At 33.9% G+C, this 26,557-nt stretch carries 20 protein-coding genes, 1 other RNA gene and 2 pseudogenes; 12 read left to right on the forward strand and 11 right to left on the reverse strand.

The genetic code is table 11. The features are described from left to right. The first annotated feature begins 180 nt into the window (after positions 1-180). A pseudogene (locus OPR30_RS06375) lies at positions 181-1,081 on the forward strand (IS5 family transposase). 193 nt (positions 1,082-1,274) lie between these two features. Then, entirely contained in the window at positions 1,275-2,057 is a 783-nt protein-coding gene (map, locus tag OPR30_RS00820; protein WP_010403864.1) for a type I methionyl aminopeptidase, read from the forward strand. A 30-nt stretch (positions 2,058-2,087) separates the two neighbouring features. Here map and OPR30_RS00825 read toward each other — a convergent pair whose 3' ends face one another. After that, a complete protein-coding gene (locus tag OPR30_RS00825) occupies positions 2,088-3,299 on the reverse strand; it encodes an MFS transporter (protein WP_213863863.1) in 1,212 nt (403 codons plus the stop codon). Between the two features lie 205 nt (positions 3,300-3,504). Between OPR30_RS00825 and rsmH the strand changes: the two genes are divergently transcribed. Further along, positions 3,505-4,389: a 16S rRNA (cytosine(1402)-N(4))-methyltransferase RsmH gene (gene rsmH / locus OPR30_RS00830; RefSeq protein ID WP_264375062.1), complete on the forward strand. Its 885-nt coding sequence runs from the start codon at positions 3,505-3,507 to the stop codon at positions 4,387-4,389. A 319-nt stretch (positions 4,390-4,708) separates the two neighbouring features. Here the strand turns inward: rsmH and OPR30_RS00835 are convergent, their stop codons facing one another. Next, on the reverse strand, positions 4,709-5,008 hold the full coding sequence (locus OPR30_RS00835; RefSeq protein WP_264375063.1) for an ETC complex I subunit: 300 nt from the start codon (positions 5,006-5,008) through the stop codon (positions 4,709-4,711). Between the two features lie 142 nt (positions 5,009-5,150). Between OPR30_RS00835 and OPR30_RS00840 the strand changes: the two genes are divergently transcribed. Then, on the forward strand, positions 5,151-5,762 hold the full coding sequence (locus tag OPR30_RS00840; RefSeq protein WP_264375064.1) for a 50S ribosomal protein L25/general stress protein Ctc: 612 nt from the start codon (positions 5,151-5,153) through the stop codon (positions 5,760-5,762). Then, entirely contained in the window at positions 5,762-6,325 is a 564-nt protein-coding gene (pth, locus tag OPR30_RS00845; RefSeq protein WP_265030822.1) for an aminoacyl-tRNA hydrolase, read from the forward strand. Before OPR30_RS00840 ends, pth begins: the two co-directional genes overlap by 1 nt. Positions 6,326-6,357: 32 nt before the next feature. On the opposite strand, the gene recA is transcribed toward pth, so the two are convergent. After that, positions 6,358-7,425: a recombinase RecA gene (recA, locus tag OPR30_RS00850; protein WP_264376085.1), complete on the reverse strand. Its 1,068-nt coding sequence runs from the start codon at positions 7,423-7,425 to the stop codon at positions 6,358-6,360. Positions 7,426-7,539: 114 nt separating this feature from the next. Between recA and truA the strand changes: the two genes are divergently transcribed. Then, positions 7,540-8,277, forward strand: a complete 738-nt coding sequence (truA, locus tag OPR30_RS00855) for a tRNA pseudouridine(38-40) synthase TruA (RefSeq protein WP_265030823.1) — start codon at positions 7,540-7,542, stop codon at positions 8,275-8,277. A gap of 1 nt (position 8,278) precedes the next feature. On the opposite strand, the gene dnaN is transcribed toward truA, so the two are convergent. The 8 genes and pseudogenes from dnaN to OPR30_RS06380 form a co-directional block, all read right to left on the reverse strand. Next, on the reverse strand, positions 8,279-9,418 hold the full coding sequence (dnaN, locus tag OPR30_RS00860) for a DNA polymerase III subunit beta (protein ID WP_265030825.1): 1,140 nt from the start codon (positions 9,416-9,418) through the stop codon (positions 8,279-8,281). Positions 9,419-9,530: 112 nt separating this feature from the next. Beyond that, positions 9,531-10,040, reverse strand: a complete 510-nt coding sequence (locus OPR30_RS00865; protein ID WP_265030826.1) for an invasion associated locus B family protein — start codon at positions 10,038-10,040, stop codon at positions 9,531-9,533. Next, positions 10,033-10,926 (reverse strand): RNA polymerase factor sigma-32, encoded by an 894-nt coding sequence (locus OPR30_RS00870; protein WP_012481951.1) that lies wholly within the window; start codon positions 10,924-10,926, stop codon positions 10,033-10,035. The genes OPR30_RS00865 and OPR30_RS00870 overlap by 8 nt, the downstream gene beginning before the upstream one ends. Positions 10,927-11,217: 291 nt before the next feature. Continuing rightward, positions 11,218-11,892 carry a P44/Msp2 family outer membrane protein gene (locus OPR30_RS00875; RefSeq protein ID WP_265030829.1) on the reverse strand — a complete coding sequence of 225 codons (675 nt, stop codon included), beginning with the start codon at positions 11,890-11,892 and terminating at the stop codon, positions 11,218-11,220. Positions 11,893-12,228: 336 nt separating this feature from the next. After that, positions 12,229-12,543 carry a YbaB/EbfC family nucleoid-associated protein gene (locus OPR30_RS00880; RefSeq protein ID WP_007302329.1) on the reverse strand — a complete coding sequence of 105 codons (315 nt, stop codon included), beginning with the start codon at positions 12,541-12,543 and terminating at the stop codon, positions 12,229-12,231. A gap of 21 nt (positions 12,544-12,564) precedes the next feature. Next, positions 12,565-14,148, reverse strand: a complete 1,584-nt coding sequence (dnaX, locus tag OPR30_RS00885; RefSeq protein ID WP_264682920.1) for a DNA polymerase III subunit gamma/tau — start codon at positions 14,146-14,148, stop codon at positions 12,565-12,567. Between the two features lie 16 nt (positions 14,149-14,164). Then, an RNA gene (gene ffs, locus OPR30_RS00890) (signal recognition particle sRNA small type) lies at positions 14,165-14,263 on the reverse strand. Between the two features lie 184 nt (positions 14,264-14,447). Then, a pseudogene (locus OPR30_RS06380) lies at positions 14,448-15,357 on the reverse strand (transposase). 586 nt (positions 15,358-15,943) lie between these two features. On the opposite strand from OPR30_RS06380, the gene OPR30_RS00905 reads away from it, so the two are divergent. From OPR30_RS00905 to OPR30_RS00930, 6 genes are all read left to right on the forward strand, one after another. Continuing rightward, positions 15,944-17,335, forward strand: a complete 1,392-nt coding sequence (locus tag OPR30_RS00905; protein ID WP_265030835.1) for an ankyrin repeat domain-containing protein — start codon at positions 15,944-15,946, stop codon at positions 17,333-17,335. A 133-nt stretch (positions 17,336-17,468) separates the two neighbouring features. Next, the gene (gene recR / locus OPR30_RS00910; RefSeq protein WP_458694714.1) at positions 17,469-18,068 is read left to right on the forward strand and encodes a recombination mediator RecR; all 600 of its coding nucleotides are present in this window, start codon (positions 17,469-17,471) and stop codon (positions 18,066-18,068) included. A gap of 3 nt (positions 18,069-18,071) precedes the next feature. Beyond that, positions 18,072-19,292 (forward strand): KAP family P-loop NTPase fold protein, encoded by a 1,221-nt coding sequence (locus tag OPR30_RS00915; protein WP_010403185.1) that lies wholly within the window; start codon positions 18,072-18,074, stop codon positions 19,290-19,292. Positions 19,293-19,450: 158 nt separating this feature from the next. Continuing rightward, the gene (gene htpG, locus OPR30_RS00920) at positions 19,451-21,355 is read left to right on the forward strand and encodes a molecular chaperone HtpG (protein ID WP_265031104.1); all 1,905 of its coding nucleotides are present in this window, start codon (positions 19,451-19,453) and stop codon (positions 21,353-21,355) included. A gap of 38 nt (positions 21,356-21,393) precedes the next feature. After that, entirely contained in the window at positions 21,394-24,570 is a 3,177-nt protein-coding gene (locus OPR30_RS00925) for an ankyrin repeat domain-containing protein (RefSeq protein ID WP_265030839.1), read from the forward strand. A gap of 150 nt (positions 24,571-24,720) precedes the next feature. Then, complete coding sequence (locus tag OPR30_RS00930; protein ID WP_265030841.1) at positions 24,721-26,556, forward strand: ankyrin repeat domain-containing protein; 1,836 nt, start codon at positions 24,721-24,723, stop codon at positions 26,554-26,556. Position 26,557: the final 1 nt, after the last annotated feature.

Here is a 26,557-nt window from a genome sequence, read left to right on the forward strand (position 1 = left end):
GGAATGATTGTTTATGATATGGTAATGGAAAAAGATGAATATGCTGAACGTCTCATTCTATGATAAAAGATAAAACAGGCTGGATCCCAGTGGGCTTTGTTGCATCGCTCAAGTGAAAAGAACTGGCAGTTACTGACAAAATTCATTATAAAACAGCCATTTAACTGTTGAAGAAAAAATATGCCACAGAAAATGAAAGTCAGTAACCAAAACGAATATAACAAATTCCTTGAAAAAAGGGGAATATTTTTCGTTACATCGATGAAGCTATCGAAAATTGGTATGAAAATAGTCCAAAAATGCAGGGCGGCAACTATATTTATAGTGATAAAGTTGTGATTTTGGTGCATATAATCGTCAGTTTCTTTAGAATTGGTTTAAGACAAACAGTCGGGTTTATAAAAGGGTATTTGCAACAAATAGGAAGAGATTTGCAGCTATTCACAAGCATCAAAAAAAACTTAATATTAAGATAAATGATTGCAGAAAATAATATAGAAGATATCGAAATTGCTATAGACAGTACAGGAATTAGTATATACAACAACACACAGCAAGGAAAATAGCACTGACAGAGTGGCTATGAGCAAACGAGAAAATTGCACGTAATGTTGAATATAAACAACAAAAAAGCCATAGCTGTAAAATACAGTAACGGTGTCTACTCTGATCACTTGTGATTTGCTAAAAGAAGTTGATTTTCAGCATGCCATAAAAGCACTATATGCAGATAGAGCATGTGATAGGCACAAGTTTTATAAGTTGTGTAACGAATATGATATAAAGACAAAAATTCCACCAATAAACAATGCGGCAGAACATCCAGAAATAGATTATATGTCTGACAGGAATGCTGCTATTAGGTTAATAAAATTATACGGTGAAGATGGCATGAAAGAATGGAAAAAGAAGTAAATTATGGGAAAAGATCTTATATTGAAGGGTTTTTCTCAAGATTAAAGCAAATATTCGGATTTAGTTTTAGGAATAAATCTGAGATAAATCGAGAAAAAGAACTAAATGCTATTTGCTTAATAAATTCACTGATATTGGTATGGCTAAATTTGAGATAGTTACATGAATTTACCATAAATCACCATCTCATAAAGTGTGATGCAACAAAGCCATCCCAGACTGGGATGAAAGGAAAAAAAGGCATTCTGATGACACTATTTTTTGTACTTTTGCATTCAATATTCGTACAATTATGTGTCAAGCAGTGGAATGACATTATCTACTATGCAAGATGTGAATTATAATAAGAAATGGAAAATATGAACATAACTATACATTCACAAGAAGACTTTGACTTTATGCGTAAAGCTGGCAGGCTTGCAGCTGAAACCCTTGATTTTATTGCACCATACGTCAAAGTAGGCGTAACAACTAATGAATTAAATGATCTATGTCATGATTTTATAATCAATGCAGGTGCAATTCCAGCACCACTGAATTATAAGGGATATCCGAAATCAATTTGTACTTCGAAAAATGCTGTTGTATGTCATGGTATTCCTGATGATAAACCTCTTAAAGATGGAGATATTTTAAATATTGACGTTACAGTGATTTTAAATGGCTGGTATGGTGATACAAGTCGCATGTTTTGGACTGGTAAACCCTCAATAAAAGCAAAGCGTTTGTGTAATGCTGCCTACAATGCGCTAATGGAAGCGATAAAACAAGTTAAGCCCGGCAATAAGTTAAATGAAATAGGATTTGCTATAGAAAAATATATTGAAGATTTTGGATATTCTATCGTACGCAATTATTGTGGACATGGCATAGGAAAGGTTTTTCATGCTCCACCAAATGTTGTACATTTTTATGATGAAGGTGAGGATCTTATCTTAAAAGAAGGCATGTTTTTTACGGTAGAACCAATGATCAATGCTGGAAAACATGAAACTCTGCTCAGCAAGCTAGATGGCTGGACAGTGACAACACGTGATCTTTCACTTTCTGCACAGTTTGAGCATACGCTTGGAGTCACAAAAGATGGAGTTGAAATATTTACACTATCACCTAAAAATTGGCATTTTCCACCTTATGATTAGATTTTTTAAACACTTGGTTTTTGAAAAAATCTAACTCTTAACTTGTGATATAGCAACTAACCCAATTAGTGCACAGAAAATCATGTAAAAACTTGCTAAAGTTCCTTGTCCTGTAACTTTGATAATAGTTGTGCATATAAATGGTGCAAGACCACCAAAAAATCCCGAAGCTATATTTCTTGATAAACCAAATCCACTGTATCGTACCTTTATTGGGAATAATTCGCACATAAACGCGCTAACAGGACCAAGAGAAGCAGCTATTGGGATTATAAAAAGAACGTGCGCCATTATGGTGAGCAAATTATTACCACTTAGTATCATTGAAAAAACTGGATAACTTACTACTATAAAAGTCACAAATGCAAATTTCATGACTTTCTCTCTTCCTATCTTATCAGACAGTATTGCAAATAGTATAGTCAGTCCTCCAAGTGCAATTTGGTTCAATATTTCTACTGCGTGATTAAAGTGAGTGTTTATTGTTGATGCAAGTAGATTAAAAAACACTAAATATATGTAAAGAGATGCATTCTCAACTATGTCAACTCCAATTGATATTAGAAAAGGTTTTTTATAGCCATTTAACAGTTCTTTTAACGGTAATTCATGTGGCTTTTCCTGCTTTTTATATTCTGGGCTTTCATCGAGTATATATCTCATATATATACTGATTAATCCTATTACAAAACTGAAAATAAAAGGCAATCTCCATCCCCAAGATTCAAAATCGGATACTTTTTTGCATATAAGCACCACTATAAGACTTAATATTGAGCCAAGAATTGCGCTCAATACTTCAATACTGCCAAAGAATCCTCTTTTATTTTTAGGAGCATGCTCTATTAAAAATGGGGCATTTCCTGCCTCTCCTCCAAGAGATATACCCTGCAATAATCTTAAACATACCACCAGTACTGATGCGAGTACCCCAATGTTCTGATACCCTGGAACAAATGCAATAAGTACGGTTGATAGAGTCATCAATATGATAGAGAGAAATAGAGCAATCCTTCTTCCATATTTATCGCCAATGTGGCCAAATATAGCAGCACCAATTGGTCTTATTAAGAAACCCACTGCAAACACTCCAAAAGCTTTAAGTATGCTGACTAATTTGTCGTCTGATGGAAAAAACACATCTCCGATTATGCTTATTAGATGGCTGAAAAGCATGTGATCATACCACAACAAAGTGTTACAAATTAAACTTGATAGTATTACTTTTGTGATTTGTTGCACGAAATCTTCCGTAATTTGTTTGATATTATAGTAATATTACTTACTTTTTCAAACGTGAATTATGTAAATGTTATATTAATAATATTATCTTATTAAATTTTTATATCGTTGATTATATTTAAATATTCTTATACTATACCTATATATTTCCATATATTTTTTGGCGAGAAAGTTATTTTAATTTAAGTGCACAAAGTCTCTTGATATGACACATATTCCAGTTTTGTTAAAAGAGATGCTACTGCAATTGTCACCACACAGTGGTGGTATATATGTGGATGCCACGTTTGGAGCTGGAGGATATAGCAAAGCAATATTGGAATCCGCTGATTGCAAAGTGTATGCAATTGATAGGGATGAAACAGTTACCAAATTTTATGATGATCTGAACGTTAAATACCCTGATAGAATAAATCTATTTATTGAGAAATTTAGTAATATTAAAAATTTATTAGATAGTAATAATATTAAAGGTATCAATGGAATAGTTTTCGACGTTGGAGTTTCATCTATGCAGCTTGATAATGGAGATAGAGGATTCTCATTTCTACGTGATGGCCCACTTAACATGAGCATGGATAACTATTCTCATATGAATGCTTCGACATTTGTTAACGCTTTACGTGAAGAAGAGATTGCAAACACTATATATAATTATGGGGGTGAGCGTCATTCTCGTAAAATCGCAAGAGCGATAGTAAATGCGCGGAAGAAGAAAATTATCAAAACTACATTTGAACTTGCGGATATTGTACGTTCTGTAGTGTTTCGTGGAAAAAGCAAGATTGACCCTGCAACTAGGACATTTCAGGCAATCAGAATATGGGTAAATGATGAGCTAGGAGAGCTTGAAAAGGGTATTAAAGCTGCATCTGAGATTTTAAGTGAAAACGGCAAATTAATTGTAGTTACCTTTCATTCTCTAGAAGATCGTATAGTTAAAACCCTTTTTAAAGATTTGTGTGAACCAGGACCTACCAAGACATTCTCCCTTTTAAACAAAAAAGTGATTAAAGCAAGTGCGGAAGAAATAAATGCAAATCCGCGTGCGCGTTCAGCAAAATTAAGAGCTATACAGAGGTTGTCATGAGAACCTTCTGTATTATTTCAATAACTATGTTTTTACTATAGGGTTATTTAAGGTAAAATTACATGTCCACTCACTAAATAAATAGCTAACACAAATAAAACGTGAAATTAATTTAGTGCAAAGCAACATAAAAGTTCTTCAAGCAGAATGAGGTTATTTGAGTAATCCAAAAAAACTTGCAGTCTTACGGAGAAATACCTAAAAAATAACTCTTTGATACTAGCTAGCCAGGTTCGACTATCTAAATGACCTTAGTGTGTTAGCAAAATCATAGTAACGATTAGGTTTAGGTTTTTAGATAAACACACTACGATAAAACTTACTTTGATACGAAATTATTTGCATAAGATTTTGGCAGTCTTTTAACATCTTTTGGCATTTCAATTGTGTACTTTGTGTTGTGTTTCTTTGCGTAAGATATTGCTTTTTCAAGAGAATCAAACTTTAATACAATCTGTTTTTGGGGATCTTTTGAGCCAACCCATCCCATCAAAGGTTCAATATAGTAAGAACAAGGCTCAATTTTTAGGTACCAGAATTTTGTATTACCTAAGCCAGATTGTGTTGCAGTTTTTGTTGGCTTATAAATCTTAAAAACTACTTGATCGTTAATACCCATAGCTCTTACTACGTAATCTTAAGTATATATCTAAATAAATTTTTCCACAAAGAATTAGTGTGAAAGAATGAAGTTTGAAATAAATATTTTTATGTTATATTATTAAATTATATAAAAAGGATTAGCTGAATAGGAGTAATCGATGGCACAGCAAGAAATGGTAACAATTAATGCAGAGTTACGTGATGTAAAAAAAAAGAAAGCGATTCAGGCTCTGAGGGAGAAGGGAAGTATACCTGCAGTTATATATGGTAAAGGGCATGATAACGTAAATTTGACATTGTCTGCAAAGGAATTTACTAAACAATATAAATCAGGTGCTCTTTCTGCACATTTAATAGAACTAGATATTTCAGGGAAAAAAGAATATGCTCTTGTTCGTGATATTCAATGGCATGTAGTAAAGGATACTGTGCAACATGTTGATTTTCAGTTTGTTGATAAAGGTAGTGAAATTAAAATAGATATACCTTTATCATTCATCAATGAAAGTAAATCACCAGGAATCAAATTAGGTGGAGTGCTTAATGTTCTGTGTCGTTCTATTACTGTCAAATGCTCTCCTGAGAAAATACCTCAAGTCATAGAAATTGATTTGTCTGGCAAAATGATTGGTCAGTCTATACATATCAATGATGTAAAATTGCCAGAAGGTGTTAAATTTGTAGCTCATGAGGAAGAAAATTTCACCATTGTAACAATCTCTGCTGCCGATAGTGATGTTGAAGAGACTCAAACAAAAACAGAGGAGTAGTGCATTTAATAGCTGGGCTTGGTAATCCTGGTAGTCAATATGAGTTAACTCATCATAATATTGGTTTTATCGTTATTGACGCAATCTACAAATATTGGAATTTTCAGTCATTTTCTAAGAAAGCCGATTACTTGATAACCTCTGGCATAATTAACAATAATAAAGTTATGCTAATAAAGCCTTCTTCATTTATGAATAATTCAGGTATTCCTGTTGCAAAAATAAAAAATTTTTACAAATTATCGCTAGACAATATTGTTGTCATACATGATGATGCTGACTTAAAATTTGGAAGAATAAAAGTAAAAAAAGGTGGTAGTTCTGCTGGACACAATGGACTTAAGTCTATAGATAGCTTTATTGGTAACGATTATTGGCGTTTAAGATTTGGAGTAGGCAGGCCCGAAGGTCAGAAAAGCTTAGCAGATTATGTATTATCAAAATTTGAAAATTTTGATAACGCTATCCTCTTAGTGGAAAAAATAGCAAAGAATATACATCTAATGCTGCAAGGAGATAACGCAGCTTTCATCAACTCGGTTGAGAGTGAAACTTTAGTGTAGCAATTGAATACTGCCCAATACAAGCATCTAGATTAGAATACTGATTCTTCTAGAAGTTGTTCACGCTCCTCTTCTATTGCAATAGAGTTATCGTGATTTTTAAATAAATCTCTGATTTTTGTTTCTATTTCATTTGCAATTTCTTTATTCGCCTTGAGGTAGCTTTTTACATTTTCTCTTCCTTGCCCAAGACGCGTATTGTTATATGAATAATAAGCGCCTGCCTTTTCAAGGACACCAAGTTTTGCTCCTATATCTATTATTTCCCCAAGTTTTGATATGCCTTCATTATACATTATATCAAATTTTGCCTCTCTAAATGGAGGAGCGACTTTATTTTTTACAACTTTAACTCTCGTTTCATTACCCGTAATATTCTCTTTATCCTTTATCGCACCAACTTTTCTTATATCAAGTCTTATAGAAGTATAGAATTTTAACGCATTTCCACCAGTGGTAGTTTCAGGATTTCCATATACTACTCCTATTTTCATACGAATTTGGTTGATAAATATCAATATACAGTTTGCTTTTGAAACTACAGAAGTTAGTTTCCTGAGTCCATGGCTTAGAAGCCTTGCTTGCAATCCCATGTGCTGATCGCCCATATCCCCTTCAATTTCAGCTCTTGGAGTTAGTGCTGCAACAGAATCAATAACTATTACATCAACTGCACTAGAACACACTAAATACTCAACAATATGCAACGCCTGCTCTCCAGTGTCTGGTTGTGAAATTACCAAATCATCAGTTTTCACTCCAAGTTTACGAGCATATATAACATCCAGTGCGTGTTCCGCATCGATAAATGCACATAAACCTCCTTTTTTCTGTGCTTCAGCAATTACATGCAAAGCAAGGGTAGTTTTACCAGAACTCTCAGGGCCAAATATCTCAATTATACGTCCTTTTGGCAATCCCCCAACACCCAGAGCTGAATCAAGTGCAATCGACCCTGTAGATATCGTGTCTATTTTTTCTACAGGGTTTTGCTTTAGCTTCATTATTGCACCTTTACCGAATGCTTTTTCAATTTGACTTATTGCATTATCTAGTGCTTTTTGCTTATCATTATTTCTTTCTTCTGGATTATGTGCCATGGATCATTTATTAACTTGTATAGTCTCCATGGTAATTGAACGCAACCAATCTGCCAAGGGTTTTTTAATAACGAAGAACGTTAGTTACCTAAAATTAGATAGATAGACTTTGTAGTGCGATACAAAATAACGATAGAATACAATGGTAGTGGTTTCTCTGGCTGGCAAAAGCAACAACACTCTGCTAACTCAATTCAGGAAACCATAGAAAACGCTATATTTAATTTCAGTGGCGAGAGAGTCTCTTTGCATTGTGGTGGCAGAACTGACACAGGGGTTCATGCTTTAGGGCAAGTTGCTCATTTCAATATGGAAAGGCAATTTGAGCTTTACAGAATAAGAAATGGAATAAACTATCACTTAAAAGCTATTCCTATAGTTGTGCTTAGTGCAGAAGCCGTAGATGATGCATTTCATGCGCGATTTTCAGCAAAAAAAAGATATTATGAATATAGAATAATTAATCGCTACGCTCCTGCAGCTCTGGAAATCGGTTATGTGTGGCAAGTATTTAACCCACTTGACGTAAACATCATGCGTGAAGCTGCTAGACACCTGCTTGGAAAACATAATCTTTCAAGCTTCCGCTCAAAAGATTGTCAAGCTACAAATCCGGTCAGAACAATCGATGATATTGATATAGTACAAAACGGAAGTCACATATACATCAAAATATCTGCGATTTCCTTTTTACATAACCAAGTGAGGATTATTGTTGGTACTTTAGTTGAATTTGGAAAAAATAGAACTAATCCACAAGAAATGTTAAATATATTAAGTCAATGCAAAAGAAACGCCGCTGGAATCACTGCACCGCCTCACGGCTTATACTTAGTAAAGATAGATTACTAGCTTAAGTCCTCATTGGCATTACTATATATAGTGCACTTGGATCATCTTCATCAGTGATAATTGTAGCACTATTACCATCTGATAAGCTGACCTTACATTTGTTTTTTATACAAGATAAAGCATCAAGCAAATAACGAGAATTAAATCCTACTTCCATAAGAGCTCCATCGTAATCCACCTCTATAGATTCAGTTGCATCACTGCACTCTTGGGAATTTGAATGTAGAGTTAATAAATTCTCTTGCAATGAAAATTTAATTGATTTTATTTTATCGGACACAACAACAGAAACCCGATCTATAACGCTAGCAAGCTTACTACTCTCAACAATCATTTGTTTATCTTGAGACGTTGGAATGACAGCTTTGTAATCTGGAAAAGTCCCATCTATCAATTTTGATATTAGAATATACTCACCACATGTAAATTTGATTTTTCTATCTGAAAGTTTTATATTAATCTCATTACAATCACACAATACTTTCAATAATTCCATGATAGTTTTACGTGGAATGATCACCCCAAATTCGCCGTTGATATCTTCAGGTTTAGGCCTTTTTATACATGATAAACGGTGGCCATCAGTTGCAACGCAGTACAGAAATTGTTCATCTGTATGCAGATATATCCCGTTTAAATTATACCTTGTATCATCCAGCGACACAGCAAACTTCGTTTTAGTCAATAAGTCTACCAAATCTGCACTTAGTAGAGTGAAATCGTATTGATGATCACCTTCTTCCAGAACAGGGAAGTTATTTGAAACTACGTTCGGTAAAGAAAAATTTGCATTTCCACAGGATATCAATAATTTTCCTTGATTATTCATTTCGAAATAGACATCCAAATTAGTTGGCAATTTCTTCACTATGTCATGTAAAGTATGTGCTGAGATTTTCACTTCTCCTTCTGCTGATACATTTGCAGTAAGTGAGGCAAATATTGAAATGTCAAGATCGGTAGCCTTTAGTTTTATGCTGCCATGTTGTGCTTTGATATTTATACACGCTAAAACGTCTATCGCGTTGCGCCTTTCAACCACCCCGCTCACTCTAGATAGCGTATTTAAAAGACTTGCTCGGCCAACGCTAAAACGCATTTGCTCACATACAACTTGCTCTTTACCTGCAACCTCTAACATACTAATTCTCAAAAGTATATTTTAAATGATATCCACATTCTATGTAAAGTGCTATTTATCTTTTTATCTGAGAGATAAAAACAGCCTATCTTATACTTTAGTAATCAATAATTTACTTTGTATGGCATAAGTCGTGCATTTTTTGGTAAGCTTTTTGAAACCCAAGCAAGGAATAAGTATCATCAACATTTGCTGTTTTTACTTTTCCATTAACTACCATTGATAATCCCTGCTTCATTTTTAGAATCAAATCTTGGTCCATTTTTGTATCATCTGTCCACGCAAGACTTCCCTGTATTATTGGCAATTGATATTTAATTTTTTTATCGATATTGAGAACTACAGGCTCATTATTATACTGAAAGCCAGAAGTGACGATCACCTCATCTGCTTTTTTATCAACGTAACTGACCATTACATACGGCTTGCGATCGGCTGTATAATGTTCACTTTTTTTCTTAGGATGAGATACAATATAACACACTTTTTCACCATCTTCCAATGCAGTATACACAAACCAGTCTTTATATTTTTCGCTATATTTTTCGCTCAGTTGTACATTACTAACCGATGCAAGAGTGTCTATTGAAAGAAATATTAGAAATACGAAAAGACTACGCATGTAAACCGAATTTCAAACTCTCTGATTTTATATGTTGTTTTACCTTACTCATCGCTTGCTCAGCCAGCTGTCTTATTCTTTCTCTTGAAACACAATATTTTTTGCTAAGCTCATCCAAAGTCTGAGTATTCTCAGACAAGTATCTGCTAATGAAAATGTCTCTTGATCTTTCATTAAGACTTGCTAATGCATTGCTTAAGATTGTTTCTTTTAATGCCTTTTCTTCATGATTCTGGTAAGCTACTTCTTGACTAACTAAATTACACGGAATCATATCTTGTAACTCCTTTTTAGAGTCATCACCTATTTTTATACAATTATTTAACGACTGATCCTTACAAGCCAGACGATAGCTCATCTGTACAACATCTTCTTCAGATACAGAAAGCTCATTTGATATTGCTTTTATTTCTTCTTTACTCAAAGTTTCTCTGTTTGTGTATTGTAAAATTCTTTTTTTTATTTTACGTAAACTAAAAAACAATCTCCTTTGTGCTTGCGTTGTACCTATTTTTACAAGTGACCAAGATTTTAATATAAAGTCTTTCATTGAAGCTTCAATCCACCATACTGCATAAGTTGAAAAACGAAATCCCAAGTCAGGATTGAACTTTTTCACTGCATGCATTAAACCCATATTTCCTTCCATGACCAGGTCCATCAACAATAGACCGTAATTCTTAAATTTCATTGCAATTTTTACTACCAAATTCAAATGGCTAGTAATCAACCTGTGAGCAGAAGAAATATCCTGGTATTCTTGCCAATTTTTTGCTAATCGCACTTCCTCTTCTTGGGAAAGCATAGGAAATTTTCGCACTTCAGCAATATATTGCATGAGATTAGTGCTACTATTAACACATAAATTTGCTACTGGGGTCAACATAATAACTTAAATTAAAACTCTATACATATAATATATTGATTTTCAGTGAAAAATTCAAGCTTTAATTAAAAAAGCACAATTTTACATCTAATTGAGATCTTAGTAGCAATACACTTCAGTATCAGCTACCTGATTAACATTGCTAGCGTGTAACGATAAAAACTACATTAAATAAATAATGTGTTATTCCAGTGCTAAAACACTGGAATTCACATTTCTTTTTTCTAGATCCCAGTGTCATGCTACTTGAATGACAAGAAAAACCCACTGGGATAATAAGACAAAGATAGACTAGAAATTAAACGCTACTCCAGCTTCTGCACCAACAGCGCTGTAAAGGACGTTGATCTCTTTAGTAGCTGATACTGTTTCTTTATTAAAACTAGCACCATAAGAACCAAAATAACGAGCTCCAGCATAAAGCTTGATTTCTGGGGTTACATCATAACTAACACCAGCTTTTGCTTGATAAGCAAAACCAAATCCTTTTTGATCTTTAACTGCACTAGCTTTTGAAGGATTGCTGATATATGCTGCACCAACACCAACACCAACGTATGGAGTGATAGGCATATCTTCAATCGCTATATCGTAATAAACGTTAACCAATCCTGAAAATGCTGTTAAACTGTCTGCAACATTTGTTTCAGAAGCATTTACTACAGCTGTATCTTTAGCCAATTGTGAGTAAAGCCCTTCAACATCAACTCTAATGTCATCCATTTTATAACCAAATGCACCACCACCAGCTAGAAAAGATGCTTTTAAGGGACTTTTACCTGATGTATGTGTAATACCATCAACTTTTGTATAAAAAGGTAAAATTTCACCGTTGTATTGTAAACGAACGTAGTAGCTAGTTTCTTCATCACTTATTGGACCAATAGGGTCTGATGAAAAAGCAGAGTTTGATAGGCTTAGCAACGTCACTAAAGCAGCTGCCGAAAAAAACTTTTTATAATGCATAATTGCCCTCGTTAAAAAAATTAAAATTCCACTTTAGCAGTCTAAATAATCACTAAAGTTAAGTCAAGTGCTAACTTAATAACACAAAACCTTCTGTATCTTAACTAACTTTTAGGAAAATACAAAGATTTTATTAATTAATAAATAGAGTTACTCTACTTTTTTTACTCTTGATCTTCTGACACCTATTTCACTAATGTCTTTTTATCTTCTGATCTGCATTCATCATTGTGAATTGCTGCATATTCATGCAGTAATATGAATGTACTTCATGGAAGTACTAGTATAAAAGGAAAACACTTAGTTACTGCATTAAGGCAAACTTCAGTAGTAAATTTAAAAAGGAAGTTTAAATCCAGGTGGTAACCCCATCATACCTGCAAGATCAGAGGTTGCATTTGCCATATCTTCTTCTGCTTTTTTAATGGCATCATTAAACGCTGCTGTCACTAAATCTTCTACTATATCTTTTTCTTCATTTCTCATAAGTTCTAAGTCTATATTTACCTTTTTAGCTTTATAGCCACCTATTTTTATAACTTCCACTAATATAGAAACTTTGCCACCACCAGAAATACCTTGAAACTCTTTTCCAATATATTTTTCTTGGGCTTCCGCAAGCTTTTTTTGCATTTCTTGCGCTTGCTTCATTATTTGACTGAAATCCACAACCTACTCCTTATTTTCTATATTAACTACCTTTGCACCTTTAAACGTATTTAATATATCCTTAACTACAGGTGCATAATTTAAATTGCTCACTTCCCTATTCATATAACTCGTATCAACTATAATAACCCACTCCTGATTAGTAGCTTGATTTAAGTAACTTTTCAAGTCATTACAAAAATTATTGTTCAAGTTAGATACAGCTTTTAATTTTAAATACCCAAATTTACAATCTATTAATTGTAGATTACTACACAGTTGTTTGTAAAGATAAATTTGGTTACTCCGCCTTAATAGTTGCAAAATCTTATCAAAATCGTAATTTTGTTGTTTATTTTTCACATGGATCCCAGTGTCGCGCACTGGGATGACAGAGTGGGGTTTTTCCACATATTTTTTTGGATCCGAGTAGTCAGCTACTTGGATGACAGATGGGGAAGGTGCAACAGGTCTGCCCTGTCTATTTCCTTGCTCTACATTCTGTGAAAGAATTTTTTTGATCACCTGTTCCGGAGAAGGCAAATCAGAAAGATAACAAAGGCTAATTAACATCATTTCAGCAGCAACCTCATTGCATGTTGAAATTTTTATATCTTGAATACCCTTAAGCAGCACCTTCCACAATCTCGAAAAAAATATTAAAGACTTTTTCGCACTCAAATCTTTTACTCTGCTCTTCTCATATTCTGTATCAATCTCTTTTGTAATTAAAAAACGGCATATTAACTGGATTGTTTGCAGCAGATCTTCAAAAATATTGAGCGGATTTGCTGTTTTTACCACATTGTCGAATACTAACAAAGCCTTCTGTAAATCACTATCTAATACTGCTTCCAGTAGATCAAATATAACGTTTCTATCTACTAGACCAAGTATGTCTGTAACACTTTGAGTGGATATTGTACCATCTTTGCTATATAGCACTGCTTGATTCATCAAAAATAAAGCGTTACGCATTGAATGATTGCAGTGGTGAGCAATTAATTCCGATGCTTCTTTTTCAATAAAATAATTTTCTTTTTGTGCAATATCATTTAAACGCTCCATTATCTTAGCTGAAGGAATGTTATGTAAGTCAAACCTTTGACAACGTGCAATAACAGTTATTGGTATCTTTTTTATTTCTGTAGTTGCTAGAATAAACTTTACGCTAGATGGTGGTTCTTCTAGAGTTTTAAGTAATGCATTAAATGCATTACTGGATAACATGTGTACTTCATCTATAATGTAAACCTTAAATTTAGAACTTATTGGTAAATAGCAAATATCTCCCAAGATCGCTCTAACATCCTCAACACTAGTGTGACTTGCCGCATCGATTTCAACTACATCTGGATGGCTTGAATTTTTTATTGCCAGACAACTTGTACATGATCCACAAGGTTCAAAAGTTGGCCCCAATGAGCAGTTCAAACATAAAGCTATTATTCTTGCAGTGGTGGTTTTACCAATTCCACTGCTACCAGAAAGCAGTATAGATTGTGGAATTTTGTTGAGAGTAAAAGCATTTTCTAGTATACGCACCAATATATCTTGACCTACTAAATCTTTAAAGCTACTAGGACGATATTTTAATGCTATGTTCATAGCCTAGAATAAAACAAATAGTACAAATAGGTATGCAACCCAAAAAGATTCTGATATGGTTGCTTCATTTCTGACCTGACCAAGTTACAGAATTTTTGCCTGCATACCTTATCAAAGGTTATACTTTTTTTTTTTTTTAGCAAGGTATATTCTATATTAGTCTTATAATTTATATGTTAGACCTTTTGCAACATTACTTTGGAGTAAACAGCTGTTACCTAAAATACTCTTCTTCTGTCATCCCAGTCTGGGATGGCTTTGTTGCATCACACTTTATGAGATGGTGATTTATGGTAAATTCATGTAACTATCTCAAATTTAGCCACACCAATATCAGTGAATTTATTAAGCAAATAGCATTTAGTTCTTTTTCTCGATTTATCTCAGATTTATTCCTAAACAAATACTTGCTTCAACCTTGAGAAAAATCCTTCTATATAAGATCTTTTCCCATAATGTACTTCCTTTTTCCACTCTTTTACACCATCTTGTCCATATAATTTTATTAACCTAATAGCAGCATTTCTGTCAGACATATAATCTATTTTTGAATGTTCTGCTGCATCCTTTTTTGGTAGAACTTTTGTCTTTATATCGTATTTCTTACACAATTTATAAAGTTTTTGCCTATCGTATGCCCTATCTGCATATAATGCTTTTATTTTGTGCTGAAAATTAACTTCTTCAAGCAAATCGCAAGTGGTCAGAGTAGACGCCATTACTGTATCTTGCAGCTATGGCTTTTTTACTATTCACACTTAACATAACATGTAACTTTCTTACTTGCTCGTAGCTTCGGTACTTTCTATCTGCACTGTTTTCCTTACTGTGGCCAGGAGTGTTACTGTAAATTTGTGCTATCTATGATAATTTCAATATTTTCCATGTTGCTTTTATCAATCCTGCAATCATTTATCTTAATATTAAGTTTTTTTTGATGCTTGTGAATAGCTGCAAATTTTTTCCTATTTGTTGCAGATATCCTTTTACAAACCCTACCGTTTGTCTTAAGCCAATTCTAAAAAGATTAACGATTATATGCACCAAAATCACAACTTTATCACTATAAATATAGTTGCCGCCCTGCATTTTTGGACTATTTTCATACCAATTTTCGATAGCTTCATCGATGTAACGAAAAATATTCCCCCTTTTTTCAAGCAATTTGTTATATTCGTTTTGGTTACTGACTTTCATTTTCTGTGGCATATTTTTTCTTCAACAGTTAAAAAGCCCACTGGGATCCAACTAAGTTACTTTACAACGTTTTTTGCACAAAAGGACTGTATTCTAGCGTCACGCGCTAGAATGACATCAACTTTTGAATTCCAGTTATGCAAGAAATCTATTCATTTGAAACTTGTTTGAGAAACGTAGCTATAAAAACCGCAGGTACCAGTTGGTTTTTATTAGCTAAAGTAAAGGTCAAATATCTGGAATTCTGGACATAAAATCCCCCTGTAAAAAAGATTAGAAAAAAATGCAGTGCACATACGACAGATATACACTGAAGAATACATTTTTAATAAGTTTGATTAAAAAGTCTGCAGACTAAAGATAGATTTTGAGCTCTTAAAATATCTCTATTTGTAATTATAATGAGATTTAAAATATGCGGAAGTAATTTTTTTAGCTATAAAATAATTCTGTCTTGTAAAAGTTTAACAAGAGAACCAAAAAGTTAGTGTCATAAATATTTTTATCAAAAACTATTTTAAAAAAATTTAAATAGAGTTGAAAAATTTTAAAGATGAGATACCCTACCTGAAATGCAACCCCTGTAAAATAAAGAAATATGAAAGGTGAAATAAACACTGCAGCAAATTTTCACGCAGAAGACCTTGAGTCTAAAAATGCTACAGATCTTGATTGTTTAGCTCACTCTCTAAATTCTTTGAATGCAAAGAGTGCTGAGATTAAAGATAAAAAGAACGATGTGCCTTTTTCCAGTAGAAGAAGCAGCTCGCATGTTTTAGAACTTTTTTCTAGTGAAAATGTTGAGATTAACATTCCAGATGAAACACCTTGTGCCACTCGGAGTGAATCAGGTATAGCTGAACTGTTTAGAGGTATAGCTGGGTTGTTTAAAGGCAGGGGTAGTATGAACATAAACCTTTATCAATCTAAAGTGAAACGTAGCTCTGCAATTGATTACAGTACTACAGAAAGTATAGGGTCACGGCTATTAAATATCTGTGAAGGAGAAGAAGAAGATATCTATTTTGACCAAGAGATTGATTCTCTATATAAAGAGGGCTGTTTGTATGATGCCTTATTGTTGCAAGATAAGAAAAATCAGGACACACCTTTACATTTGGCCATAAAAAAAAATCGTGCTGATTTTGTAAAAAAGCTTTTGTCTATTCTTAAGGAACCATACTGTTCAAATGAGTTTTACAAGCACAAATATTTTGAACGTAAGCAAGAGAATGAAAAGCCGCTTTCTAAAGTTATTAATACTAAGAACAAAGACGAAAGAGATGTAATTACTCTGGCTATTGAAGGTAATAATTCAAAATGCGTTTCAGTTCTTTTCGACTACTTAACTCGTGAACATATTAACAGAAGGAAAGATGTTGAAAGTGAGTACACACCTCTACACGAAGCTGTGCTTCTTGGCAAGAATGAAGTAATCAAAGAGCTTCTAAAATCAAGAGATATAGATACTGAATTTATGGATAAGGAATCTTACAAAGCATATAATTATGCTAATAACAAAGAGGCAATAGAATTGTTTATTAAGCACTATAGTAGTAAAATTAGTGAGTTGCGTATAAAATTAGAAGATAATAATAAAAAACTAGCGCGAATTAAGTGCGTCCTAAACAAAACAAAACTTACTTGCGTATGCTTAGCAGCCTTCGGCTCTTGTTTTAGAATGTATAAAAATTCTCATGACATAATAAATGAAGAAGTGAGTGAAGATATGTTATATTATTCTCTTGAATTGCTCTCCAACACTACAGGTCTAATATTATTTTTTAATTATTTGATCGATACAATACTTTCCAAGTATGAAGAAAAAAATTCTAGTTTGAATAAAGAATCGGACAGTTATGTGGAAGAAAGAAATATGTTGAAAAATAAATTACGTCATTTTCAAAAAAGAAGTACCGTAGTAACTACGCAAATGCGTGAGATAATTTCAGTTATACCTGAATCAGAGTTAGGTTACAGTAGATTGTGATTACATTAATTTTTTCAAGACAGTTCTAAAAAAAAGTGGGAAATCTTTTTCATAGCCAATCAAACTAAGCTTTCTTTACGAAAGGTTTGATGTTATCATTTTATAAACTATATCCTGAATTTGTTAAATGAACATTAATATAAAGAATTTAGTTCATGCTTTTTCTAAATTGCCAAGTTTAGGTCCATCATCATCACGAAGGTTAGTTATACATTTGCTCCAGAACAAAGAGAGAGTCATGCTACCACTTGCATCTTTGATTAGAGAGCTAGCAGATCTTATAATAGAGTGTAAGATTTGTGGAAACCTAGATACTAAATCGCCGTGTTCTATTTGTACTAACCCAAAGCGTGACACCAAGTTAATGTGTGTAGTAGAAGAATTGGGTGATCTATGGGCATTTGAAAAAGGGAATATATATTCAGGTATGTATCATGTTTTGGGTGGAAGGCTATCAGCAATAAATGGCATAGGTCCAAAAGAACTGAATCTTGATAACATTCCCAAAAAAGTTACAGAATTTAAAATTGAAGAGGTCATTATTGCAATCAATCCGACATTAGAAGGCCAAGTTACTGCGCAATATATAATTGAATTGCTAAAGAATTCGAATGTAAAAATATCGCGCCTTGCTTGTGGTATACCGATAGGTGGAGAAATTGACTACCTAGATGAAGGGACTCTGAAGATAGCGCTTACGTCAAGACAAGAGTATGAGTTAAATATAAAGTAAGGTATGTGCTTAAAAAAACTTACATCGCTAATAACCTTCAGAAAAAAAGAAGAGAAACAATTGCCTAAGGTAATAAATTGGGAAGGTGATTGCTTGGGTTATAAGCAAATTGCAAGTAAATTTAGTTCTATAATCAAGACAATCGATAAGTCTTTTTCAATCGTATCCTTAGAAGGATATGATAAGTGGGGTAAGACATTTTTTTTGAAAGAATGGGTAAAGGATCTAGAGCAGCAAAATGAAATTGCAGCTTATTACAGCGCATGGGATATTAGTGCGCTAGATCAACCATTGCCTTCTTTTTTGCATTTCTTGTTTGAGGATCTATTCGCATCATACAAAGTAAAAAGGAGTGTTATACAGCAGTTCAAAAACATAAACCAAGAACTATTTTCTCTCAATACATTAGGAAAGCTGATCAGTAAATCTCCACTTGCTATGCTTTCAGTATTTCTCGATGCTGCAAAAGAGGCTGATAAGAAAGACATTGGTTTTGTCTTGGGTGAATTAAATCTTCTCCAAAGGAGAAAAGAGAACATTAGAGACTTTAAGATACAACTAGCAGATGTGGTTAATAAAATCAGGAAAGACAAAAACATTTATATAATGGTCGATGATCTTGATATATGCCGTCCTAAATTCATTGTCGATTTTTTAGAATCCATAAAGTACATGCTTGATGTCGAGGGACTGGTTTTCATTATCTCTGTTAGTCAAGATAAAAGTAACGTGCAAAGAGCAATCAGCACAATACTTGGACCAAATTTTAGCCTAAAATCTTTTACTGATCTCTCTTTGCATTTGCCAAAACAGCCAACAGAGCAGTTTATAAGAAAACTGTTTGAAAGTTCTGAATTACCGAAAAAATCAAAGAGCTTAATTATAGATAGCTTTATATTTTATGCAGAAAGCTTCTCATTATCACTGCAGGCAATACAATACTGTATAAGGAGAATAAAGCTATGTTTTTTGAATCATGCAAAAGAAGAATTACTTGATCCGAATTTATTTACATTTTTAGTAATACTACAGTCAGTAAACACTGATTTGTACGAGGAATTATATTCATCACCTCAGAAAGTACTGGAGAAGATTGAGAGTGATTTAATGCCAAATGGTCAAGAAGAATGGAAAAAGCTTAAAATCTCTCTTGAGACTACTTTTAAAAAAAAAGAATCAAAGACTAACAAATCTTTGAAGCAAATAAGAGATATTATATTCTAGCACTTTCTTCTTAATTTGCATGACACAATGGTTGTACTTATTCCAGTTTAGCATTGGAACCATAAGTTGGCCCACATAAATTTTAGCATGTGTGACCTTGAAAGATCGCAGTGCAATACTTAAATTATTAGAGTAGTAGGCTAATAATGGAGCTCAAAATGCACAACATACAAGAAACTGAAAGTTTAAAATTTGACGCTGAAGTAGGCAAAGTACTAAATATAGTAATTCATTCACTTTATACTAATAAGGATATTTTCTTGCGTGAGTTAATATCAAATGCATCAGATGCATGTGATAAATTGCGCTATGAATCACAATTAAATGCTGATTTATTAGATTCAAGTGATGAGTTGAAGATTACTATTAGCTCCAGTAAAGATAAGAATGAGCTGTATATAACCGACAATGGAATTGGCATGAACAGGCAAGATTTAATAGATAATCTTGGCACGATTGCAAGTTCTGGTACGCAAAAATTCTTGGATGCAATTAAGAATAATAAAGATTCGAGCCAAGCTGTAGAGCTGATTGGAAAGTTTGGTGTTGGTTTTTATTCAAGCTTCATGGTTGCTTCAGAAGTTATAGTAGAATCAAGGAAAGCCGGAGAAGAAGAGTCTTGGGTGTGGAAATCTAAAGGAGATGGAGAGTATTCAATCAGCAAATTAGATGGTCAAATCTCTCGTGGCACAAAAATTACGCTCATCATGCGTCCTGAAGAAAGCGAATTTTTAGACAAATTCCGTATTGAAAACATTGTTACTACTTACTCTGACCACATAAATTTTCCCGTTGAGTTTGTAAATGAAGAGGGAAAAAGTGAAAAATTAAACAGCAAAGCTGCAATTTGGACTAAGCCAAAAAATGACGTTACTCAAGAAGAGCACAACGACTTCTTCCGCGGTGTTGCGCATGTAGGTGGTGAGCCTTGGATGATACTGCATAATAAAAATGAAGGTGCAATAGAATATACGAATTTGCTTTATATTCCTTCTATCAAGCCTTATGATTTGTTTCATCCAGATAGACGCTGCTCTGTAAAGTTATATGTCAATAAAGTATTTATTACTGAAGATAATGTACAAATTATACCACAATACCTGCGTTTCTTGAAAGGTGTGGTTGATTCACCAGATTTGCCTCTTAACATCAGCAGAGAAACACTGCAGAATAATCGCGTTGTTGAGCAGATTAGGAAATCCCTAACTAAACGCGCGGTATCAGAGCTCGGCAAAAAAGCAAAAGATAATTTAGAGGAATACACAAAATTCTGGGGCAATTTTGGTGCGGTGTTAAAAGAAGGTCTTTGCGAAGCTATGCCAACTGATGAAAGAGAAGCATTGCTTTCCATTTGCAGATTTCATAGCACCAGTGATGATAAGCTAGTTAGTATTGATGATTATATAAGCAGAATGAAGCCTGAACAGGAACATATCTACTATCTCACAGGAAATAGTCTCGATTCAGTAAAAAACAGTCCACAACTTGAAGGATTCGTCAGCAAAGGATTGGAAGTGCTTCTATTTGTTGATCCAGTTGATGATTTCTGGACTAGCGTGATTCATGAATATAAAGATCAAAAATTTAAGTCTGTAACTCGTGCAGATGTTGATTTAGAAAAATTCTCTTCAGAAGAAGGTAAGAAAGATGAAGAAAATAAATCAGATGAAAACAAAAGCGAAGAAAACGCGGATTCTATACTCGAATACTTCACCAAGGTTCTTGGAAGCTTAGTAAAAAGTGTAAAGATCTCTAAGAAATTAACCGATAGTCCTGTGTGTCTAGCAGTTGATGAAGGAACTATGGATCTCCGTATGGAGCGTTTTTTACGTGAACAGAAGCAGCTAAATTACCGCACGCCAAAAGTACTTGAAATTAACATTAAGCATCCTTTGATAAGAAACATAATGGAATCTCACGCTGAAAATGGTGAAAATCCAACACTTGGAGATATGATTTACTTATTGTTCTATCAAGCTTGTATAGTGGAAGGTGAAGAGATGGAAGACGTAAGTCTATTTGCTAAAAGGCTCAATAACTTGCTTGGCAAAATTTCTATTTAATGCTATACTTAGTTTAGCTAATAATTAGGGGGTAAAACATGGGGTGGAATTTACTTGGTGGGCTCATGCCGCCAGCAGTAGATACTGCAGAAGAAAAAGAGCGTCGCCATTCCAGAGATTCAGGTGCTGAAGAAGAATTCGAAGTTTTAGAACAAGAAGAAATTAAGGAGCATCGTCATTCTGGAGATTCAGGCAATTGTTCAGAGGTTGAGGAAGGACAAAATACTAACAGAGCAATTGAATTGGAATTTCAGCTAACACAATCTTTGCTAAGTCAAGTAAAGGCAGGTGAGAATGATAGGAATGCAAATTCTGGCAAGCAAGCACAACTTGATTTGGAAAGAATGGATTTTGTAATTAATGGGCAAACAATAAGCAAAGCGTATGTTCACGAGTCATATTGCCAGCACAATCACTTAATTTCGAGTGAAAATGCAAATTACCGCCTGTTTGCTAAGCAAGTTTTCACAGAAATGTTTAAATATGCTAAGGCAGAAACTCCAAATGACAATATATTAGAAGAGTTAATTACTAATTGCAATCAGGCTGGGTATGATGGCTCTTTGTTAATGCAGCTCTCTCCTATATTCTCTAAGCATAAACTAAGCTTGCCTCATGCCAACGATAGAAAGATAAGTATTGTATATAATAGCCAAGGTTCTCTCAATATTCAGTATTGTCCAAGTATGCCTGTTAGAGAACTTGATACGAATAAGGAAATATGCAGGGTTGATGCTATTTTAGAGTTCACCCTTAAGTTTCGAGATAGTAAGGTAGAGTATGAAAACGGCAAAGTAACACTTGCTATTCCTGAACAATTAGAGAATTACAAAGTTGATGGCAAAAGTTTGTTAGATGAAATAAATAGGCATTTCGAAGATGAGGATAATAGAATTACAGAGACTCTTGAGAAAAATATGAATGAAGGACCTAAGTCATTTGCTGCTGAAGACTTGTCTATTACTGAGAGTTCATCTGATAGTAGTGAAGTAGCAAACAAAGTAGTTACTGATCCAGGCATTTTAGGTAATGTTGCGAATGTATTGGTAGGTGTTGCAGAAGTTACAGCAGTTGTAGCAACAGAGTTATTTTGGCCTCAAGATCAGGTTAATATAGAACCAAGGCATAATGAAGAAGAATTTACCATTATCCCTGAAAATTTAACCTTTGATGGATTAATAGACGTTATAAATAAAGCAAAAAATTATGGTGATTACACAGGTTTAGATAAAACTATAAATAATATAGAGGAAAGCGATAGATTTATTACTGATTTGAATTGTGGTAATTTGAAGGATTTTTGCTCTCAACAGCTTAATTTGACTGATCATATGCACAATGTGCTGTTGAATAATAGCTATGATGAAACAAATGGTTATTATAATTATTCAGTAAAAGAGCTTTCACTACTAGCCATTGCAGCTGATGACACACTTGTGGAAAGGTATGCAGAAACGCATAAAAGTATATTATTTACGCAAGATGAAGGTCTCGATAGGCTACTTATTGGTGTTGGTGGACAGCGCTATACTAAGCTTTTATTAGAAGATTTGGAAAAAAATCGAAGTACTATTCTACCTTGGCATAGCATATGTGAAAAACTTCGAAGGGCGTTGTCTATTCGTAATCAAGAATGCGTGAAAGCGGTATTAGATAAATTTAAAGATACTGAAGCCAGGTCTAGAGTTTCTGATATGTCAGAAAAATTTTTGCACTATGCTATACAACAAGATTTTATAGATGTAGCAAAGACTATTATTAATCATAAAATTGCTGATATTAATAGTATAGACAATTCAGGGCATGCACCTTTGCATTGGGCTGTGGCACGTAATAATTTAGAATTAATGGGCTTGCTTATTGGAAATGGCGCTGAGATTAATATTCAAGATGAGAGGCATGGCAGAACAGCTTTACATTGGGCTGCTTACCATGATAAATTTGAAATAGTAAAATTACTTGTAAACAAGGGAGCTGATTGGAACATTCAAGATAGAGATGGCAAAACAGCTTTAGATCTGGTAGGAACGAAAAGTTTATATTTGGTAAGGGAAGAAAACAGGGAAAAATCTTCTAGTGAATCAAAAATCACAAAATTTCTTGAAGGTTTAGATGATAAAACACCTTTGCATTTAAATATTAAAAAAGATCCAGAATCCAAAAATATTGATAATCAACAGCCGCAAAGAAACATTGTTGATAAAGTAGAGAATATTATGAATAATGAAGAGGCTTCAATAGAAGAAGCTATAGGTAATAATTGTGAGGAGGGTAAAATGCCTGGAAATGAAAAAATTATAGGAGAAAAATTGTCTAATGCTGTCGATAGAATCAATCTTACTGGTTTGATACATTTATTAAGGGAATTAGAAGTCAGCACATATGAACCTACTGTACAGAAGCTCTTGGACCAAGCAAATGACAAAATTACAAATTTGGAAGAGGGTGAGCAAAAAGAGGCTCTTGAACAAATAATACTATTTCTTGAAAATGAGCTCAAGCACACTGCTGCTACATTACCAGTAGACAACAATGTAGAAGCTGCTGCAAGTAGCCAAGAAGCTCCTTTGGTAGAGTCTAAAGAAAGCTCACCATCACTGAGTTCTGAGGAGGATGATTTTTCTAACCTTGAAGGTAATAAAAGTGATTGCTCTGCCGGAACTTCCTCAGACTCTAATAGTAATTCTCCATTTGAAAAAATTAGTGAAGAAGGTCATGAAACAAGAATATCTGTAATTGACACAGTGGAAGCTGAAGCAAAAGCTAATGGTACTGTTTCTAGTAATTCTGTTCCTTGTACTTTAAGAGAAGAATCAACAAGTGATGATGAAGATGAATTCCTTTCGATTGAAATTGAAGATGTTAATAATGATATTAACGTTAATCAACCTACTGAGCATGTAGAACAAGTTGCTAACGGAAATGGACAGCCAAAAACAGAATTGCCAAGAATTAATGAGCAAAGCAGCAAAAGTGGCCTCAAAAAAAATCCACAAAATACAAAGAAGTATGTTGTAGCTGCTTCTGCGCTTGCGATAGCCGGTATTGTTTCAGGGGTGGCTGTTGCATTTTACTTGGAAATGTTAGCGGTAGGAATAGCAGTTGCAGCTTGTTGTCTTATTGCAGCTACAGTTACATACTGCTGTAGACCTAAAAGCTTAATTGAGAATGGTGAGCCTGCAGAGATTGTGTTCAAGGAAAGGTCTGTATACTAAATATAGTAGTCTATTATTTAATAATTTATTATAATTATATTGATTGTTAATAGATAAAAACTTGGTGGACTACGAAGAGATGCTTGCTAAGTTGACAAAATTGCCACTTAATGCTACACTTAGCTTAGCTACTAATTAGTGAGGAAAAACATGTTAGGTTCAGATTTTGTATCACAGGAATCAAACAAAATTTTAAAGAAATCAGATTCTAGGGATTCGGGAACTGAAGAAGGGTTTGAAATTTTAGAACGAGAGGAAAAAGAGCGCCGTCGTTCTGAGGATTCAGGTAATGAAAGTCAAGAGGAATCTGGCGTTAATAATTCTGATACTAAATCTAGTGCAGTAACTACGTTAGAATTTCAGCTAACACAATCTCTGCTGGGTCAAGTAAAGGCAGATGAGAATAATGAAGATGTAAAGTCTGGTAACACAGCTTATCAAGACCTATATAGAACGGATTTTTTTGTAATCAATGATCGCACTATAGATAATAGTTTCATTAAAGGATTATATGATAAATATAATGAGGGAAATGATAAACGTCTGTTTGCAAAGTATGTTTTTACGGAAATTTTTAAACATGCTAAAGTAGAGGTTCCAAATGATTCCCTCATAGAGGAATTAACTACAAGTTGTAATCAAGCGGGGTATATGGCTTTCCTTGCTACCCGAATACATAGTATATTAATAAAATATCAGGTACTTTCTAGCGATTCTTGCAAGAAGATCATGTACATCGATTGTTCTGATGAGAATTATGTACGCATTAACTATAAGTCATCAATGGTGGTACGCAATTCTTATAACCCAGAAAAGAAGATATGTGAATTAGACAGTTTACTTAGATTCACACTTAAATTTCATAACGGTGAAGTAGAGTATGAAAATGGTAAAGTAACACTTATCATTCCTGAGGAATTAAAAGCTGGTAGGGAAAGTTTACTAGACGATATTAATGAACGTTTCACAGATTATGATAATGATGGATTTATTCATTTACACGTTGCAGCACAAGAAGGTAATGTTAAGCTTGGCAGGCGTTTACTAGAATGTGGTGCAAATATTGAGATTAAATCAAAAACAAAAGTAGGTGGTGACACTGCACTTCATTTAGCTGCTAGAAATGGTCATAAAGATTTTGTGAAGCTTTTACTCGATAGCGGTGCAAATGTTAACTCAGTGAGCAGTACAGGCAGCAGAGTAACTCCTTTACATGAAGCAGCGTACGATGGACATTTAGATGTTGCGGAATTGCTAATAGATCGTGGCGCAACAGTTGATGCTAAAGATCGGCATAACTTTACTCCTTTGATGTACTCTTCTGCAGAAGGTAATTCGGCAATGGTGGAATTACTTTTACAAAAAAAGGCAGATCTTTATTTACAGGATAATAATGGTGAAACTGCATTGCATATCGCTGCTGATAATGGTCATTCTGATGTAGTTGCCATTTTGATAGGTGCAGCAAAAGATAAAAAAAAGTATGTTAATACACAAAGTAGGGATATTGGTACTGCGCTACATGTTATAGCTTATAATCGAGAAATAAATGAAGGGCATAAAAAATCTGCAAAATTGCTAATAGACAATGGTACAAGCCCGTATTTAGAAAACGATCTAATTATTAATAAACCATCAGATACTCTTTTGAAAGGAAGCTCTTTAGATATGGCAAAAAAACGAGGAAATAAGGGATTTTTGGAATTTATGTCATCTTTAGGCTATTCAGCAACCGTACCAAGCAATTCAAAGAATGATCCACAAAACACAAAAAAGTATGTCGTAGCTGCTTCTGCGCTTGCAATAACTGTTACTGCCTTAGGAGCAGCTGTTGCAGTTTACTTGGAAATGTTAGCAATAGGAATAGCAGTTGCAGTTTGTTGTCTTATTGCAGCTACAATTACGTACTGCTATAGGCCTAAAAGCTTAGTTGAGGATAACCAGGTCAAAAAGGTTATACAGACAGAAGAATGTCAGTCTAAGTAAT

The sequence above is a fragment of the Wolbachia endosymbiont (group B) of Athalia cordata genome (assembly GCF_947251845.1).
GTDB lineage: Bacteria > Pseudomonadota > Alphaproteobacteria > Rickettsiales > Anaplasmataceae > Wolbachia.